Genomic DNA, 17,523 nt, shown 5'->3' on the forward strand with positions numbered 1-17,523 from the left:
CCGATTGCCGAATGTGTCGACGTTCAGGGGACGCACCATCAGTGAGCCAGGCCACACTAATCTGGTCCAGTCGGCTTGATGAATCAATCTGCCGTTTCATTGAGCAGCAAAAGGCCTGCGTAGCGTGCGGCCATGGCGAAAGAACAAGAGCGCCCACAGTGACGGAATCAGGGCCTTGCCGAGGACTCGTATCGATCGGCATATGCCTTGATCAACTCGGTCGTCACCAGCGTTCGCATTCGCAGAGGCGGATCCCATGCCGGTTCGCCAACGAACTCGAACCATGCCTCTCGCTCGCCCGGCAACCACATTTCCAGTCCTACCTTGTGCTCGCTCAATCCCTCTTTGGCCAGATGGTTATGCAGCAGTAGCCCGTAGGCTTCCAGATTCAGAAAGTCTCGCTCCTCCTTGGCGATTTCTGCATTCTTGCTCCACTTGGGGCGCTGGAAAGTCGCCCGCTCATAGTATTTGAAATCCACTACCGTCCAATTTTTACCGTCCTGCCTCACCAGATCAGGGCGCCGTTTGATGTGGTTGCGCGCAAAAATCTTTCGACGCTGCTGTTGCCAGCGAGACTGTATAGCCGTGCTGGCTATCCCGTGAGGCAGATGCTGGTCGTCGCACGTCTGGAAGCGTTCCAGCCCTCCCTCGCCTTCGCTCAATCCATGACAAAGACAGACTGACTCCCAGACAGCCCAGAACTTTTCCACGCCCCATATCAGTCCCGTGTCCAGGTCGCTTTGTGTACCCGCATGCAGGTAGCGCTTCAGAGCATCGTGCAACTGATAATAGTGAGCGTCGCGCGGGGCCGCACAGCGGTCGATACTCTGCAGCAGGTGCCGCAGATGGCTCAGGCTGCGCTGACGCGAGTGGACATTGCCAAAATAGAGCGAGTCCTCAGCGCTGAGGTAACGATGCTGGAAGTCTTGCGCCAGCGCTTCGCCTTCACCCACGAAGCTGCCCCAGGCACATCGAGGATCTACCTGCAGAAAACCCCGATAGAAATCCACTGCCAAAAAACAATAGAGGCCTACGATATCCGCCTTGCCAAACTGACCGACCCGACGATCCTGCGCGACCGACTCAAAGTAAGCAGCGCCCCGTTGATCAAACAGCGCACGATGCAGATGTCGATCAAAACGGCGATAGGGGTCGTCGACACTGCGACCGCGGCGCTCACACATTGAAAGCAGACTGCGTGGGTCGACGCGGTCGAACAACTCGTCCAGCGCCAGCGCATCGTGAAATGCAAGTCCGTCGCCAACACGCTCCTTGCCCTTGCCGTGGGCCTCGACGCCATCACGGGCCGTCAGCACCTCAGGCTCGCGTCGTGTCCGGCGAAATACCACGAAACACCGGTAAAGCAGCGACAACGCTTCTGCACCGCTCATTGCCCCCATGCCATAGGGCACCTTCAACAGGTAACGCCCATCCGCTTCACGAACCAGTCCCACCTCGCCGTCGCTTTCTACTCGTTCGATTTCGTCGAGCTGCATTATCAGGCCTCGCCGGATGTCGTCAGTCCGTCATCTTCCGAGTTGAATGCGGCATCAGCAAACGCGGCGCTCAGCAGTTCGTGAATATCAGGAGGCGGGCACAGACAAGTAATGAATTCATCGGCGCGTTTGGCAAACTGACCGAAGGTGCGCAGCTCACGCGGTTCGATTTCAAGCAGCGAACACAGGGGGGTTCGGTCACGATCAAAGACGTTGTCCCACAGATACAGGAACAACTTGCCGACGATATCGGCGCGCTGAATATGGTGGACTTCGAAGCGCAATTTGAACTTGGCGAGCTGCTCCAGGTAATCCTCGATAATGAGACCCTTGGTGTCCGACTTGAACTTCTTGGGAGAGGTCTTTGAGCAATAGTATTGATTGGCGTGGCCCGAATTAGAGCGGATTCGCTTGAACTTGAGCTCGGCGTCTGGTTCATGCCCTCCCTCATCGAGCAGTCGCTTGCGATTGGCTTTGGACATTTTGGTCGCCAATTCCAACAGGTCATCATCGAATGCCCTGCTTTGTTTAACACCGCTGGCGGGATCTCCGATCATGCTGGTAGTGGCGACGAGTCTGGCCAATTCGCCCGGATAAACTTCAGCCAGGGTTTTGTCAGGCTCCCGCCTGGCCTTGATAAACCATGGCCCGACCAGCTTGTCATCGAGCCTCGGGGCTGTGCACCGATCACGAATGAACTGGTTGAGCGCTGTGACGAATGTCTCCCAGGTCAAATGATGAGTTGATGGCATCAACGCCTTGCTCTGGCTGGTCGGCACCTCATCGTTAAACGCTTCCGCACAAAACTCGAAATGCCAGCGCCGCTTGAACGCCGAATCCATGAAAAACACCGATTCGTCGCTGGTATTCATGGTGCCGATCATGAACAGGTTAGGTGGCAGGCATAACTGACGCTGCTTCAGCGCATCGGCCAGTCGCCGATTCAGATCGGGAAAAGGGCTGATGTGGCCAAGCAGCGCGAGCTCGGCCTCAAGGGCATCGATCACCAGATCGGAAACACTGATCGCGTAGCTGGACCAACCCTCGTCATCACGATCAAGCAACTGAAACACATCGCCAAAAATTTCCGCGCAATTACCACGGTTGATCTCATCGACCAGCAGCAGTACGTTCTGCGCTTCCTGAGCGTTATCTTCCTGAGGCTGATGACTGTATGACAGTGCCAGCGCCCGCAGTAATGGCCCGGCATGCACGCGATACTCGATCTGGTTTTCCCGGGTTCTTGGCATCAACCGCGCGACAAACTCGCCATAACTGTAATCCGGGTGGAAGGCCACTGGAACGATCTGGGTACTGTTAACGCCCAGAACCCTGGCCTTTGTTGTCCGGGCCCGATGGCTCTTGCTGGTGCCGGGCGGGCCGAAAAGGATCAACTGATGCTCAACCATGAGTGCTCTTTCTCCCTGAGCCAATGAAACAGAATAAAGTTCGCGAAAAATAGCATCATAAAGCCACTATTCAAATGGAATACCGCTTTTACTTGGCCAAGCGACCTTTGCACTCGACGCAACACACATTTGTCATCAAACCAATTGATAGCCCCCTAACGAAAGGTGCATGCTAGAGGGCTCGAATCGGTCTTATATCATTCCGAATGATAGTTACCTTTGCTTCATTCGATTCGTGCCATCACAGCCCGCCGAGCATCATCCGCCCATCTTCAATACATTGGCGGATGATTCCATGGAACAGTCACTCAAACATTTGCGCTTCCCCTTGGCCATGTTGGCCGTGCTGGTGATGAGCGCTTGCGGCAAGACTCCGGAGACTGCCGCCACTATGCCCGCAGCCAAAGTCAGCGTGGCCAAGGTGCTGGAACAACCGGTCAACGAGTGGGACGAATTCACCGGGCGCCTCGAAGCGCCGGAAACTGTTGAAATCCGTCCTCGGGTCTCTGGCCAGATCGACGAGGTGGCGTTCACCGAAGGTGCGCTGGTCAAGAAAGGTGACCTGCTGTTCCAGATCGATCCGCGTCCTTTCCAGGCTGAGGTTCGCCGCCTCGAAGCCCTGGTAGCCCAGGCCCGTGCCAATGCCACTCGCAGTGAAAACGAAGCCGGGCGTGGCGAACGTCTGCGTGCGAGCAACGCGATCTCCGCTGAACTGGCCGATTCGCGTACCAGCGCTGCCCAGGAAGCCCGCGCCGCCGTCGGCGCCCTGCAGGCGCAACTGGACCTGGCCAAGCTGAACCTGAGCTTCACCCGCGTCACCGCACCGATCAGTGGCCGCGTCAGCCGTGCCGAGATCACCGCCGGTAACCTGGTGACTGCCGACACCACCCCGCTGACTAGCGTGGTTTCCACCGACAAGGTCTACGCCTACTTCGACGCCGACGAGCGTGTGTTCCTTAAATACACCCAACTCGCCCGCAACGGCCAACGTGGCGCCACTACCCCGGTGTACATGGGCCTGTCCAACGAGGACGGCAATCCGCACCTCGGTCAGATGAACTTCGTCGACAACCAGGTCAACCCGAAAACCGGCACCATCCGTGGTCGTGCGGTGTTCGACAACAGCGACGGCACCTACACCCCGGGCCTGTACGCGCGGCTGAAACTGGTCGGCAGCGGCACCTACAACGCCATGCTGATCAACGACGAAGCGGTCGGTACCGATCTGGGCAAGAAGTTCGTTCTGGTGATGGATGCGGACAACAAGACCGCTTACCGCGCTGTCGAACTGGGGCCGAAAATCGAAGGCCTGCGCATTGTGCGCACAGGTCTGAACAAGGACGACACGATCATCGTCAAGGGTCTGCAACGGGTGCGTCCGGGTTCGCCGGTGACGCCTGAAGTGATCCCGATGGCCAGCGAGCAGACCATTGCCGCTCTGGCTCAACAACGTCAAGCGCTGGAAGCCAGCAACCTGCCCAAGGTCGCACCCGCCAAAGGTGCACAGGGTACGGCTGTGAAGCTGGCCGCTACGACCCCACGCGGTTAAGGGACGACAACTCCGATGAATTTTTCCCAATTCTTCATTTCACGGCCGATCTTCGCAGCGGTGCTCTCGCTGTTGATCCTGATCGCCGGTGCGATCTCGCTGTTCCAGCTGCCGATCAGCGAATACCCGGAAGTCGTGCCACCGACCGTGGTGGTGCGTGCCAACTTCCCGGGCGCCAACCCCAAAGTCATCGGTGAAACCGTGGCCGCTCCGCTGGAGCAAGCCATCACCGGCGTCGAGAACATGCTGTACATGTCCTCGCAGTCCACCGCCGACGGCAAGATCACCCTGACCATCACCTTCGCTCTGGGCACCGACCTGGACAACGCGCAGGTGCAGGTGCAGAACCGGGTGACCCGGACCGAGCCGAAACTTCCCGAAGAAGTGACGCGCATCGGTATCACCGTCGACAAGGCCTCGCCCGACCTGACCATGGTTGTGCACTTGACCTCGCCGGACAAACGTTACGACATGCTCTACCTGTCCAACTACGCGATCCTCAACATCAAGGATGAGCTGGCGCGTCTGGGCGGCGTCGGTGACGTGCAGCTGTTCGGTATGGGCGACTACTCGCTGCGGGTCTGGCTCGATCCGAACAAGACTGCTTCGCGTAATCTGACCGCCACTGACGTGGTGACGGCGATTCGTGAGCAGAACCGTCAGGTCGCTGCCGGTCAACTCGGTGCGCCCCCTGCCCCGAATGCCCAGAGCTTCCAGCTGTCGGTCAACACTCAGGGCCGTCTGGTCACTGAAGAAGAGTTCGAGAACATCATCATTCGCGCAGGCGATAACGGTGAAATCACTCGTCTGAAGGACATCGCGCGCGTCGAGCTGGGTTCCAGCCAGTACGCCCTGCGTTCGCTGCTGAACAACCAGCCCGCTGTAGCGATCCCGATCTTCCAGCGTCCAGGCTCCAACGCCATCGATATCTCGAACGAAGTTCGCGGCAAGATGGAAGAGCTGAAGAAAGGCTTCCCGCAAGGCATGGACTACAGCATCGTCTATGACCCGACGATCTTCGTACGCGGCTCGATCGAGGCGGTGGTTCACACCCTCTTCGAAGCATTGATCCTCGTGGTGCTGGTGGTGATCCTGTTCCTGCAGACCTGGCGCGCCTCGATCATTCCATTGGTGGCGGTGCCGGTATCGTTGATCGGTACGTTTGCGGTCATGCACCTGTTCGGCTTCTCGCTCAACGCCCTGTCGCTGTTCGGCCTGGTACTGGCGATCGGTATCGTGGTCGACGACGCCATCGTGGTGGTGGAGAACGTCGAGCGTAATATTGAACTGGGGCTCAACCCGTTCGATGCGACCAAAAAGGCCATGGGTGAAGTGACCGGCCCGATCATCGCAACCGCGCTGGTGCTGTGTGCGGTGTTTGTTCCGGCGGCGTTCATCTCCGGCCTCACCGGGCAGTTCTACAAGCAGTTTGCGTTGACCATTGCGATCTCCACCGTGATCTCCGCGTTCAACTCGCTGACCCTGTCGCCAGCGCTGGCCGCTGTGTTGCTGAAAAGTCATGACGCGCCGAAAGACCGCTTCTCCAAAGTGCTCGACAAGATCTTTGGTGGCTGGTTGTTCCGTCCGTTCAACCGCTTCTTTGAAAAGGCCAGTCACGGTTACGTCGGTACAGTGCGCCGGGTCATCCGTGGCAGCGGCATCGCCCTGCTGTTGTATGCAGGCCTGATGGTGCTGACGTTCTTCGGATTCTCCAGCACACCGACCGGTTTCGTACCTGGCCAGGACAAGCAATACCTGGTGGCCTTCGCGCAACTGCCGGACGCCGCGAGCCTGGATCGCACCGAAGACGTGATCAAGCGCATGTCCGACCTGGCGCTGAAACAGCCGGGCGTGGAAAGCGCCGTAGCGTTCCCGGGCCTGTCGATCAACGGCTTCACCAACAGCCCGAACGCCGGCATCGTGTTCGTGACCCTGAAACCGTTCGACGAACGTAAAGACCCGAGCATGTCCGCCGGTGCGATCGCCGGAGCCTTGAACGGTCAGTACGCGAACATTCAGGAAGCGTACATGGCGATCTTCCCGCCACCGCCGGTACAAGGTCTGGGCACCATTGGCGGTTTCCGCCTGCAAATCGAAGACCGGGGCAACCTGGGCTACGACGAGCTGTACAAAGAGACGATGAACATCATCACCAAGAGCCACAGCGTGCCTGAGCTTGCGGGGCTGTTCACCAGCTACACCGTGAACGTACCCCAGGTCGATGCCGCCATCGACCGCGAAAAAGCCAAGACCCACGGCGTGGCCGTCAGCGACATCTTCGACACCCTGCAGATTTACCTGGGTTCGCTGTATGCCAACGACTTCAACCGTTTCGGACGCACCTATCAGGTCAACGTTCAGGCTGAGCAACAGTTCCGCCTCGAATCCGACCAGATCGGTCAACTGAAAGTGCGCAACAACAAGGGCGAAATGATCCCGCTGGCGACCTTCATCAAGGTCAGCGACACCTCGGGTCCGGATCGCGTGATGCACTACAACGGCTTCATCACTGCGGAAATCAACGGTGCGGCAGCCCCCGGCTACAGCTCCGGCCAGGCCGAAAAAGCCATCGAGAAACTGCTCAAGGATGAATTGCCGAACGGCATGACCTACGAGTGGACCGACCTGACCTACCAGCAGATTCTGTCCGGTAACACCGCGCTGTTCGTGTTCCCGCTCTGCGTATTGCTGGCGTTCCTGGTGCTCGCGGCGCAGTACGAAAGCTGGAGCCTGCCACTGGCGGTGATCCTGATCGTACCGATGACCCTGCTGTCGGCCATCACCGGGGTGATTGTCTCCGGCGGCGACAACAACATCTTCACCCAGATCGGCCTGATCGTACTGGTGGGCCTGGCGTGCAAGAACGCGATTCTGATCGTCGAATTCGCCAAGGATAAACAGCTGGAAGGTCTCGATCCGCTGGCTGCGGTACTGGAAGCCTGCCGTCTGCGTCTGCGGCCGATCCTGATGACCTCCTTCGCGTTCATCATGGGTGTGGTGCCACTGGTGTTCTCCAGCGGTGCCGGTGCCGAGATGCGTCACGCGATGGGTGTGGCGGTGTTCTCCGGGATGCTCGGGGTAACCTTCTTCGGTCTGTTGCTGACGCCAGTGTTCTACGTGTTGATCCGTAATTTCGTCGAGCGTGGCGAAGCCCGCAAAGCGGCCAAGGCGCAAGCTCTTCAAAAGCCACTGGAGGCGCAATAATGAGTCTGAAAGTCTTCCTGCCGAGTCTGCTGGTGCTGGCATTGAGCGCCTGCGCCGTCGGCCCTGACTACAAGACCCCGGCGACGGAGGCGGCCAACATCACGACCGCCACCGACGGCGCTGCCGCTCAGAAGAACTTTGACCGTTCAAAATTCGAAGGCATCTGGTGGCAGCAATTCGACGACCCGACCCTCAACCAGTTGGTGACGCAATCGCTGCAAGGCAACCGTGAACTGCGCGTGGCGTTCGCCCGCTGGAAAGCCGCCCGGGCGATCCGCGACGACGTCAGCAACGATGCGATGCCGACCATCACCAGCCGCGCGAGCAGTGATCTGGCCAAGGGGCAAATCCCCGGCCAGACCACCAAACGGGTCAACAGCGAACGCTACGATCTGGGCCTGGACATGGCCTGGGAACTCGATCTGTTCGGGCGCATCCAGCGCAATCTGGAAGCCAGCGACGCAGACCAGCAGGCGGCCGAAGCCGATCTGTACCAACTGCAAGTCACCATGATTGCCGAACTGGTGGACGCCTACGGTCAACTGCGCGGTGCGCAATTGCGCGAGAAGATCGCCGTGGCCAACCTGGAAAACCAGCAGGAGTCGCGCAAGATCACCATCAGCCTGCGTGACGCCGGCGTGGGCGATCAGCTCGACGTCGAACGTGCCGATGCGCGTCTGGCCTCGGTCGAAGCCAGCGTGCCGCAATTGCAGGCGGAACAGGTTCGGCAGAAAAACCGCATCGCCACTCTGTTGGGTGAACGTCCGGACAAACTGACCGTGGATCTGAGCCCGAAAGACTTGCCGGCGATTGCCAAGGCCCTGCCGATCGGCGATCCGGGTGAACTGCTGCAACGCCGGCCGGACATCCTCAGCGCCGAACGCAAACTGGCCTCGGCCACCGCGCGAATCGGTGTGGCGAAGGCTGATCTGTTTCCACGGGTCAGCCTCAGCGGGTTCCTCGGCTGGACGGCCGGGCGTGGTTCGCAGATCGGCTCCTCGGCGGCCAACGCCTGGGCACTCGGCCCGAGCATCACCTGGGCGGCGTTCGATCTGGGCAGCGTGCGCGCGCGTCTGCGCGGCGCCGATGCCGACGCCGAAGGCGCACTCGCCACCTACGAGCAACAGGTGTTGCTGGCGCTGGAAGAATCGGAAAACGCCTTCAGCGATTACGGCAAGCGTCAGCAACGGCTGATCTCGCTGATTCGTCAGAGTGAATCGAGCCGCAAGGCTGCCGATCTGGCGGAAATCCGCTACCGCGAAGGCACTACCGACTTCCTCGTGCTGCTCGACGCCCAGCGTGAACGCCTGAATGCCGAAGACAGCCAGGCACAGGCCGAAGTTGATCTGTATCGCGGCATCGTCGCGATCTACAAGGCCTTGGGTGGTGGCTGGCAGCCGGAAACCGTCGCCAGTAAGTAATAGTTGTTAAAGAGCTCCTTTGGTTGGCCGCAACCAACCAATTTTTTTGCCCCGCGTATCATTCGGTCGCGGGGCTTTTTTTGGCCTGATGGTTTTGCGCTTCCAGTACAGTGACAGTGGCTGTCGTACCGGCCCTTAATCGATTCTTGCCGGCATAGTCACCATCAATGCCGATGCGCACCGGCACCCGCTGCGCCAGCTTCACCCAGGTGTAACTCGGATTGATATTGGCCAGCAGTCGGCCACCCGTGGCGTTTTCCCGGTCGGCGATGGCAAAGGCGATGCTCTGGACCGTGCCACCAAAGGTTTCTCCGCTCATCAACTGCACGCGCACGCGGTCCCCCTCCTCGATTCGCGGCAATTTGGTCTCTTCAAAGTAACCGCTGACGTAGAACGAATCGCTGTCGACCAGTGCCAGCAGTGCACCACCCGCAACCGCGTAATCACCCTGTCGGGTCAGCAGATTAGTGACGTAACCGCTGACCGGCGATTCGACACGAGTACGCTGCAAGTCCAGTTCCGCCTGAGTCAGTGCAGCAATCGCCAATTGCACATTGGCCTCGGCCAGCCCGAGATTGGCCTGATTGCGCAACAGATCAGCCTGAGCCACCGCCACATCGGTATTGGACTTCTCCCATTCTTCCCCGGAAATTGCAAAACCCTGCTTAAGCGTACGCCGGCGCCGCTCTTCGCTCTGGCGTTGTTTGAGCAGCGCTTCACTGGCGACGATGGATGCCTGTGATTGCCCCAGCGTCGCCTTCGCCACCTCGACCGAACGCCGCGCATGCTCGACTGCCAGGCTATAGCGCGCCGGATCGATCTCCATGAGCAATTGCCCCTTGTCGACATGCTGGTTGTCCTGCACCACGAGGCTGACAATACGCCCGGAAACATCGGCTGATAGCGTCACCACGTCCGCCCTCACCCGCGCATCCCGCGTCCAAGGCGCACGGGTGTAATGCTCCCAGGCAAACCAGCCAAGCACGATGGCCAGCAACACCACCGCTAATGTCGTTGTTCGAGCGAGTAACACTTTCAAGGCATCAGGCTCCCATCAGCAAAATCAGCGAGGCACAAACGCATGCATACAAGGCGCCCTCAAACAGCGCCTCGTGCCAGACCAGTCGCAACACACCCAGACGTCGCAAACACCAGTCCAGGAGCATAAATATCGGTATCGCCAGCAATAGGGCCTGGGCAATGGGTGGCAGATAAACGCCACCCATTTCGAAATCAATGGGCAAGGGCCGGTTCTCCTTCCGAGACTTTACGTTGCAGGTATTCGCCGTGGCGTTTCAGGAAAGACACGACGATCAACAGCGCCACGCGCATGCGAAACACCGACCACAAATGTTCGTGGCTGGCGACGTGCAACTCGTCCAGCTCATCACCCAATAGCTGGAGCGAGGTCAACAACGCTTGCAATTGCACGTCCTGGCGCCCGGCCACAAAACGGCCGGTCTTGCGCAGCGCCGAAGCCAATTGCTGGCTGAACGCGTCCGTCAGCAGTGCATTGTTCTGTGCCTGCTGCCGGAGTTGATGCATTGCTACGCCCAATGCGACGCACGCCAGACTGATTTCATAGAGCTGCTGCATGGCGCGCTCGCTCACGGCCGGCAGCAAGCCAAGCATGCTGGTCAGTCGGTCGACCATACGGCTTTCGAAAGCGAATTGCTGTTCATCGGTGGCCGGTTTTTTGGTCAGTTCATAAACCTGCTCACGCGCCTCGTTATAAAAGCGGCGAATGCGCAATGCCGGACGGAACGGGAAAATCCATGCGTAGACCATCAAAGCGAGCATCGCCGCGCTGACATAGGCGCCGGCGAATTCGAACCATTGAATCGCAGTGTTCTGCCCGGTGCCGACATTCTGTGGGCCGAGCAGGAGGAAACTCGACAACCCCAGGCCCATACCAATGCCCGCGGTCGTCGGGCTCGCCAAACCGACAGCGATCACGTACAGCAGCGGTGCCAGCATCAACGCCAATGGCTCGAAATCACTGATGGTCGGCACCAGCATGAATTGATAGAACGCCGAGACCACCAGTGCCAGTCCCAACCCACGCGCGTAACTCTGCGCGGCCATCAGTGGCCGCGGGAATGTCGCCATCAGCGAACAGAGAATCCCCACCAGAATCATCCCGCCCCGCGCGCCATCCCAGGCGGTTTCGATCCAGATCAACCCGGCTACCAGTAATGCGGTAAAGGCGCGGATGGCGTTCATTGAAGCCAGTGTGAAATCCAGATGCAGCGGGCTGGCCTGACCGCGATACAGACAACTGGCTTCGCGCCCTTCCTGAATGGCATCACTCAACTCCAGAATCTGCTCCAGTTGCTGCAACAGCCGCGCCTGCTCCCAGCGTAACGCCCACGCCAGCGAGCGCAGGATAGCGCTCATGTCTTCGGTCAGTTGTTCGGCCTCATACGCCAAGGCTTCAAACTGCTGCTGCAGCGTGATGAATTGATGCCGCCGCTCGGCGGGCAGCGCTCGGCCCAACTGCGCCAACTGGTCGAGAAGTGCGAGCTCTTCTGCACGCAAGCGCTGTACGTCCAGAGGAAGATCGCCCTCCCAACGTTCGGTGAGCAATTCGCGCTGATGACGTAATGCAGTCAAACGCGAGGTCAGCAACATCAGTTGATTACCCAACAGCAGCACCAGATTGTCGGCACCGCGCAACCGTGGGGCATCGAAATACAGATGGCGGCGCAACCCTTCGAGCGCGCTGATTTCACCGAGCAACTGCATCTGACGGCGCTGAAAGTCGGCTTCACTTTCTTCTGTTCGAATCACCGCAGCGGAGTGACTGGCAGCCAGTTTGATCACCTGATCGACCTTGGCGAAGTAACCTTTGGCAACTGCTTCCGGACGCGCGGTGAGCAGGCTGACCACGCAGACGCACGCTACGGCCAGCAAGGTTTCGGTAACGCGGGTGACAGCCAGCAGAAAGGTGCCATCCTGGTCGGGAATGGCCAGCAATGCCACCACCACGGCGGTATAACCACTGAGCACAAACGCCTGAGAACTGGTATAGCGCAGCAACGTGCCGCCCGCGGTGCAGAGCGCCAGCCACAGTGCCAGCGTTGTGATGAACGGAAGCGGCGCCTGCGGGAATATCGCCATGATCAACACCGCCACCGCAGCACCCAGCGTGGTGCCAATCACTTGACCGAAACTACGCGCCAGCGCCATGCCGGCCAACGGCTGGCTGACAATCACGACGGCCATGATCGACCACTTGGGTTGGTCGAGATCGAACAAAAACGCCAGATACAGCGTCAACAGCCCGGCGGCAATGGTGCGCAGGGCAAACAGCAGGACAGCCTGACCGGGATGGATCACGACCTGGAAATAATTGCGCAGGGCTTGCATGGGGGCTCTCATCGAAGCGACTCCTGCAAGCGTAGACTCTGCATCGAATGCCTGATGGGTAACTGAATCGACAGATGTTGTAGGGCGATTCGCATGCACGGGGTTTGACTCACGGCCCTCGCTGGTCGAAGCTTGCCGTTCTGCTATAGAACGCCAGTTCACGGAAATCTGCATGCCTCAGTCCCGCCGCTACCTGCTTATCAGCCTTGGCCTTGTGCTGCTCGTCGTCATCGCCTGGTTATCCCTGCGCTCCACCGCCCCGGTGGTGCCGGAAGCGATCAAGCGCGGCTACAGCGAAGCCCTGACGGCCGCCCGTTCCGGTCAGCCGGGAGCCGCGCGGCAGTTGTATCAGCAATTGGGTCGCCCGGACCTGTCGGTCAAACGCAGTGTCTGGCTGCTGGCCGAGCTGCCCAACTATCCGAGCCCGCAAGCGCTGAAACTGGCCGACGCCCATCTGCAAAACGAAGCCCCCGAAGTACGGCTGGCAGCGATTCAAAGTGTGGTCGGACTGGTGCCCGGCGGGCAACGCAGTCTGCTGCTCGGGCCGATGCTCGACGATGAGGACCAAAACGTACGGTTCGCCGCGATCAACGCCCTGCTCGGTCTGACGCCGGATGAACTGGGGCTGTATTTCGCCCCGCTGCAGCAGGCGATCGATGGCTGGGAACAAGCGCTCAAGGGACAGCCGGAAAGCGCCGCCACCTATGCGCAACTGGCACGCCTGTATCTGCACAACGCCGAACTCAAACAGGCCCAACAAGCGCTGGACAACACCCTGCGGCTGGAACCGGGCAACCTGCCGGCACTGGTGATGCAGATCGATGTCCTCGACCGCCAGGGTCAGAGCGACGCCGCCCGCCAGTTGCTCGCCAGACAGTTGCAGGCGCAACCGGATTCCGCCTACCTGCAACACGCGCTCGGACTGTGGCTGTTGCACCACGGCCAGCGTGAATTCGCCCTGCTCGGCTTGTCCAAAGCGGTGGAACTTGAGCCTGACAACAAGGATTACCGCTACGACCTCGCCACCACCCTGCACGCTGCCGAAGAGCTGGAAGCGGCGCAAAAGCAGTTGCAGGAAGTCGTCCAGCGTCACCCAGCCGACCGCAAGGCGCGAGTGCTGCTGATCAATTACTGGAAGGAAAGCGGCCAGTTGCAGAACGTGCAGATTCTGCTCGCGCAACTGGAGCAGATGAACCCTGATGACCCGGCGTTACAGCAGGGACTCTGAGCCTTTACCCGCTGATTCAATGACATTTTGATATCGAAACATCGGAACCGTCATGACTGGCAGCGGTCAAGTAATCAGGTAGAGCACAACGGCTGATACAGCCTGCTGCCTCGATTCCCCTAGTCATGAGAGGGCATTCTTTGTCTACGTCCAACGAGTTGATCAGTGCAAAAGCCGCCACCGGCATCATTGGCCTGGATGACATCCTCGCCGGTGGTCTGTCCCGAGGGCATGTGTTTTTGCTCGAAGGTGAACCCGGTACAGGCAAAACCACCGTCGCGTTGCATTTCCTGATGGCGGGCGCCCGTGCCGGCGAACGCTGTCTGTACATCACGCTGTCGGAAACCGAGCGTGAATTGCGTCAAGGCGCGGCCTCCCACGGCTGGGAGCTGAACGAGAACATTGAAATCTTCGAGCTGACGCCGCCCGAGAGCCTGCTCAACGCCGAGCATCAGCAAAGCCTGCTGTACTCCTCCGACCTTGAGCTGGGCGAAGCCACCAAGCAGATTTTCGAAGTGGTCGAGCGCTTCAAACCCACCCGCGTGGTGCTCGACAGCCTGTCGGAGATCCGCCTGCTGGCGCAGAGTTCGCTGCGCTACCGCCGGCAGATTCTGGCGATCAAACATTACTTCGTGCGTTACGACGCCACCGTCCTGCTGCTTGACGACCTGACCACCGAGTCTCTCGACAAGACCGTGCACAGCGTCGCCCACGGGGTGATCCGCCTCGAAGAACTGACCCCCAATTACGGTGCCGAGCGCCGCCGCGTGCGCATCGTCAAATATCGCGGCCAGAAATACCGTGGCGGTTACCACGACTTCACCATCATGGGCGACGGCGTCCATGTGTTCCCACGACTGGTCGCCGCCGAACACCGCAGCGACTACCCGCGCCTGCAATTGACCAGCGGCATCAAGGAAATGGACGCCCTGCTCGGCGGCGGCATCGAGACCGGTTCCAGCACGCTGATTCTCGGCCCGGCCGGTACCGGCAAATCGCTGATTTCGATGATCTTCGCCGCCGCAGCCGTAGCACGCGGCGAAAAAGCGGCGCTGTTCATCTTTGATGAAGAGCTGGGCTTGCTGTTCGAGCGCATGAAAAATATCGGCATCGACCTCAAGGCCCTGCAAGCCACCGGCAACCTGCTGATCGATCAAGTGGACGCCGCCGAACTGTCCCCCGGCGAGTTCTCGCATCGGGTGCGTCGCTGCGTAGACGAAGGCAATATCAAGACCGTGGTAATCGACAGCATCAACGGCTATCAGGCCGCGATGCCGGAAGAAAACGCGCTGGTGCTGCACATGCATGAGCTGCTGCTGTATCTGAACCGAAAAGGTGCGGCGACTTTCATGACGGTTGCCCAGCATGGCCTGGTCGGCGACATGCAGGCGCCGGTCGACATCACTTACCTGGCCGACACGGTGATCCTGCTGCGCTACTTCGAAGCCATCGGCAAAGTTCGCCGAGCCATTTCCATTATCAAGAAACGCACCGGCAGCCACGAATCGACCATCCGTGAATACCGCATTTCGGGCCAGGGCATGACCATCGGCGAACCGCTGGAAGCGTTCCAGGGCGTGCTGCGTGGCGTGCCGACTTACCTCGGCGCGAGCAATCCGCTGTTGCGGGAAGAAACCTTGTGACAGCCTCCGTATCACTGCCGGAACGGGCGCTGATCCTGGCGCCCATGGGTCGGGACAGCCAAGTGGCGCTGATGATCCTCAATGAGGCCGGTTACGGCGGAGTCATCACCCCGGATCTGGGTGCACTGTGCGCAGAGCTGGAGCCTGGCGCCGGACTTTTGTTGATTGCCACCGAAGCGCTGCGCGGCCCCGAGCTGGAAAGTCTTCTGCATTTTCTCGAACAGCAACCGGCCTGGTCGGATCTGCCGATCGTCTTGTTGACCCACCACGGCGGCCCGGAACCCGGCCCCTCCTCGCGCCTGAGCAAACTGCTGGGCAACGTCACGTTCCTTGAGCGCCCGTTTCATCCGGCGACCCTGGTCAGTCTGGTCTCCACCGCCCTGCGCGGGCGACGACGACAGTACGAAGCCCGCGACCGCCTGATCGATTTGAGTGAAAGCGAACGCCGACTGCAATCGACCCTGGAAACCCTTGAGCAACAGGTCGAGGAACGCACCGCGCAACTGCGCCACAACGAAGAAGCCCTGCGCCAGTCACAGAAAATGGAAGCGGTCGGTCAGTTGACCGGCGGCATCGCTCACGACTTCAACAACATGCTCACCGGGATTATCGGCAGCCTTGAACTGCTGCGCCGGCGGCTGGCTCGCGGACGCCTTGATGACCTCGACAGCCTGATCGATCTCGGTGTTACTTCAGCCAACCGCGCGGCCGGCCTGACCCACCGTTTGCTGGCGTTTTCCCGCCGGCAATCACTGGACTCCAAAGCCGTGCAGATGAACACACTGGTGCTGTCGATGGGCGAGCTGCTGCAGCGCAGCCTCAACGAAAGTATCCAGCTGGAGATGCGCCTCAACGACCAGTTGTGGATCGCCGAAGCGGATCCCAATCAACTGGAAAGCGCCCTGCTCAACCTGGTACTCAACGCCCGCGATGCAATGCCCGAGGGCGGCAAACTGGTGGTCGAAACCAGCAATCAGGTGCTTAAGCCGGAATTCACCGAGGCCTACCCGAATCTCGAACCCGGCGACTACGTGATGCTCAGCGTCACCGATAACGGCAGTGGCATGGCGCAGAGCGTGGTCAGCCGCGCGTTCGATCCGTTCTTCACCACCAAGCCGATCGGCCAGGGCACCGGGCTGGGTCTGTCGATGATTTACGGCTTCAGCAAGCAGTCCCGTGGTCACGTCTCGATCGACAGCGAAATCGATCAGGGCACCACGGTCAAACTGTACCTGCCGCGTTTTCGCGGTGAAGAGCTGGAGCATCCGGTGTCCGATGTTCAGCAGGCTCCGGAAGCAATGGATGGTGAAACCGTGTTGATCGTCGAGGACGACCCCGCCGTGCGCGTACTGGTCAGCGCGGTGCTCAGTGAGTTGGGTTATGCGTTTGTCGAAGCCGGCGATGCCGACGGCGCCGTACCGATCCTCAACTCGACGCAGCGCATCGACCTGCTGATCAGTGACGTCGGCCTGCCAGGCATGAACGGCCGGCAACTGGCGGAAATCGGCCGGCAGTATCGGCCGGGATTGAAGGTGTTGTTCATCACCGGCTATGCCGAGCATGCGGCAGTGCGCGGAGGCTTCCTCGACTCGGGGATGCAGATGATCACCAAGCCGTTCACCTTCGATCTGCTGACCGCCAAGGTCCGCGAGATGATCCAGAACTGATCCCCCAAAACGACTGTAGGAGCTGCCGCAGGCTGCGATCTTTTGATCTTGTTTTTCAAGATCAAAAGATCGCAGCCTGCGGCAGCTCCTACATGGGAAATATCAGCCGCTATGAATCAGGCCAGCAATTCCTGAATCTTTTCCTGCAATACGTCCAGATCGAACGGTTTTTCCAGGATCGGCGCCTTGCGCGTGATCGGGCTGCCGGTCTCGCGGATTTCCTGCGGGTAGCCGCTGATGAAGATCACCTTCAGATCCGGGCGCAGTTTTACTGCCGGCTCCGCGATCTGCACGCCGGAGATCCCGCCCGGCAGGCGGAAGTCAGTGATCAGCATGTCCAGATGCGGCTTGCTCGCGAGGATCTCGAACGCCTGCTCGCCGTTTTCGGCCTGCAACACGCGGTACCCCTGCCCCGACAGGTAATCTGTCAGCACCATCAAGATAACCGGTTCGTCCTCGACGACGAGTACTACATCTTGTGCATCTACGCTCATGGGAAGCCTTTGTTCGGTCAATAGCTGCTGATACGACCGTGCG

The 17,523-nt window shown here is 59.7% G+C and carries 12 protein-coding genes; 6 read left to right on the forward strand and 6 right to left on the reverse strand.

What is annotated here, in order from left to right; genetic code table 11:
- Positions 1 to 167: 167 nt before the first annotated feature.
- Positions 168 to 1,496, reverse strand: a complete 1,329-nt coding sequence (locus ACOYXG_RS13740) for a hypothetical protein (protein ID WP_460352276.1) — start codon at positions 1,494 to 1,496, stop codon at positions 168 to 170.
- A gap of 2 nt (positions 1,497 to 1,498) precedes the next feature.
- The gene (locus ACOYXG_RS13745) at positions 1,499 to 2,905 is read right to left on the reverse strand and encodes an McrB family protein (protein WP_049827894.1); all 1,407 of its coding nucleotides are present in this window, start codon (positions 2,903 to 2,905) and stop codon (positions 1,499 to 1,501) included.
- Positions 2,906 to 3,200: 295 nt separating this feature from the next.
- Between ACOYXG_RS13745 and mexE the strand changes: the two genes are divergently transcribed.
- From mexE to ACOYXG_RS13760, 3 genes are read left to right on the forward strand one after another with little or no spacing between them, the layout of a single operon-like run.
- A complete protein-coding gene (gene mexE / locus ACOYXG_RS13750) occupies positions 3,201 to 4,454 on the forward strand; it encodes a multidrug efflux RND transporter periplasmic adaptor subunit MexE (RefSeq protein WP_139053919.1) in 1,254 nt (417 codons plus the stop codon).
- A gap of 15 nt (positions 4,455 to 4,469) precedes the next feature.
- Positions 4,470 to 7,658 carry an efflux RND transporter permease subunit gene (locus ACOYXG_RS13755; protein WP_096796769.1) on the forward strand — a complete coding sequence of 1,063 codons (3,189 nt, stop codon included), beginning with the start codon at positions 4,470 to 4,472 and terminating at the stop codon, positions 7,656 to 7,658.
- Positions 7,658 to 9,079: a TolC family protein gene (locus ACOYXG_RS13760; RefSeq protein WP_115989722.1), complete on the forward strand. Its 1,422-nt coding sequence runs from the start codon at positions 7,658 to 7,660 to the stop codon at positions 9,077 to 9,079. Before ACOYXG_RS13755 ends, ACOYXG_RS13760 begins: the two co-directional genes overlap by 1 nt.
- 58 nt (positions 9,080 to 9,137) lie before the next feature.
- On the opposite strand, the gene ACOYXG_RS13765 is transcribed toward ACOYXG_RS13760, so the two are convergent.
- Genes ACOYXG_RS13765 through ACOYXG_RS13775 form a run of 3 tightly spaced genes read right to left on the reverse strand, consistent with a single transcriptional unit; the run spans position 9,138 to position 12,448 of the window.
- Positions 9,138 to 10,118 (reverse strand): HlyD family efflux transporter periplasmic adaptor subunit, encoded by a 981-nt coding sequence (locus tag ACOYXG_RS13765; protein WP_027612753.1) that lies wholly within the window; start codon positions 10,116 to 10,118, stop codon positions 9,138 to 9,140.
- A gap of 4 nt (positions 10,119 to 10,122) precedes the next feature.
- The gene (locus tag ACOYXG_RS13770) at positions 10,123 to 10,323 is read right to left on the reverse strand and encodes a DUF1656 domain-containing protein (protein WP_027612752.1); all 201 of its coding nucleotides are present in this window, start codon (positions 10,321 to 10,323) and stop codon (positions 10,123 to 10,125) included.
- Complete coding sequence (locus tag ACOYXG_RS13775) at positions 10,313 to 12,448, reverse strand: FUSC family protein (protein ID WP_460358458.1); 2,136 nt, start codon at positions 12,446 to 12,448, stop codon at positions 10,313 to 10,315. The genes ACOYXG_RS13770 and ACOYXG_RS13775 overlap by 11 nt, the downstream gene beginning before the upstream one ends.
- A 172-nt stretch (positions 12,449 to 12,620) precedes the next feature.
- Between ACOYXG_RS13775 and ACOYXG_RS13780 the strand changes: the two genes are divergently transcribed.
- From ACOYXG_RS13780 to ACOYXG_RS13790, 3 genes are all read left to right on the forward strand, one after another.
- Positions 12,621 to 13,676 (forward strand): HEAT repeat domain-containing protein, encoded by a 1,056-nt coding sequence (locus tag ACOYXG_RS13780; RefSeq protein ID WP_460352280.1) that lies wholly within the window; start codon positions 12,621 to 12,623, stop codon positions 13,674 to 13,676.
- Positions 13,677 to 13,816: 140 nt separating this feature from the next.
- Positions 13,817 to 15,319, forward strand: a complete 1,503-nt coding sequence (locus ACOYXG_RS13785) for an ATPase domain-containing protein (protein ID WP_027612749.1) — start codon at positions 13,817 to 13,819, stop codon at positions 15,317 to 15,319.
- Positions 15,316 to 16,986: an ATP-binding protein gene (locus tag ACOYXG_RS13790; RefSeq protein WP_460352283.1), complete on the forward strand. Its 1,671-nt coding sequence runs from the start codon at positions 15,316 to 15,318 to the stop codon at positions 16,984 to 16,986. Before ACOYXG_RS13785 ends, ACOYXG_RS13790 begins: the two co-directional genes overlap by 4 nt.
- Before the next feature lie 116 nt (positions 16,987 to 17,102).
- Here ACOYXG_RS13790 and ACOYXG_RS13795 read toward each other — a convergent pair whose 3' ends face one another.
- Positions 17,103 to 17,480 carry a response regulator gene (locus ACOYXG_RS13795; RefSeq protein ID WP_003225116.1) on the reverse strand — a complete coding sequence of 126 codons (378 nt, stop codon included), beginning with the start codon at positions 17,478 to 17,480 and terminating at the stop codon, positions 17,103 to 17,105.
- Positions 17,481 to 17,523: the final 43 nt, after the last annotated feature.

The sequence above is a fragment of the Pseudomonas sp. G3-39 genome (genome assembly GCF_054790485.1).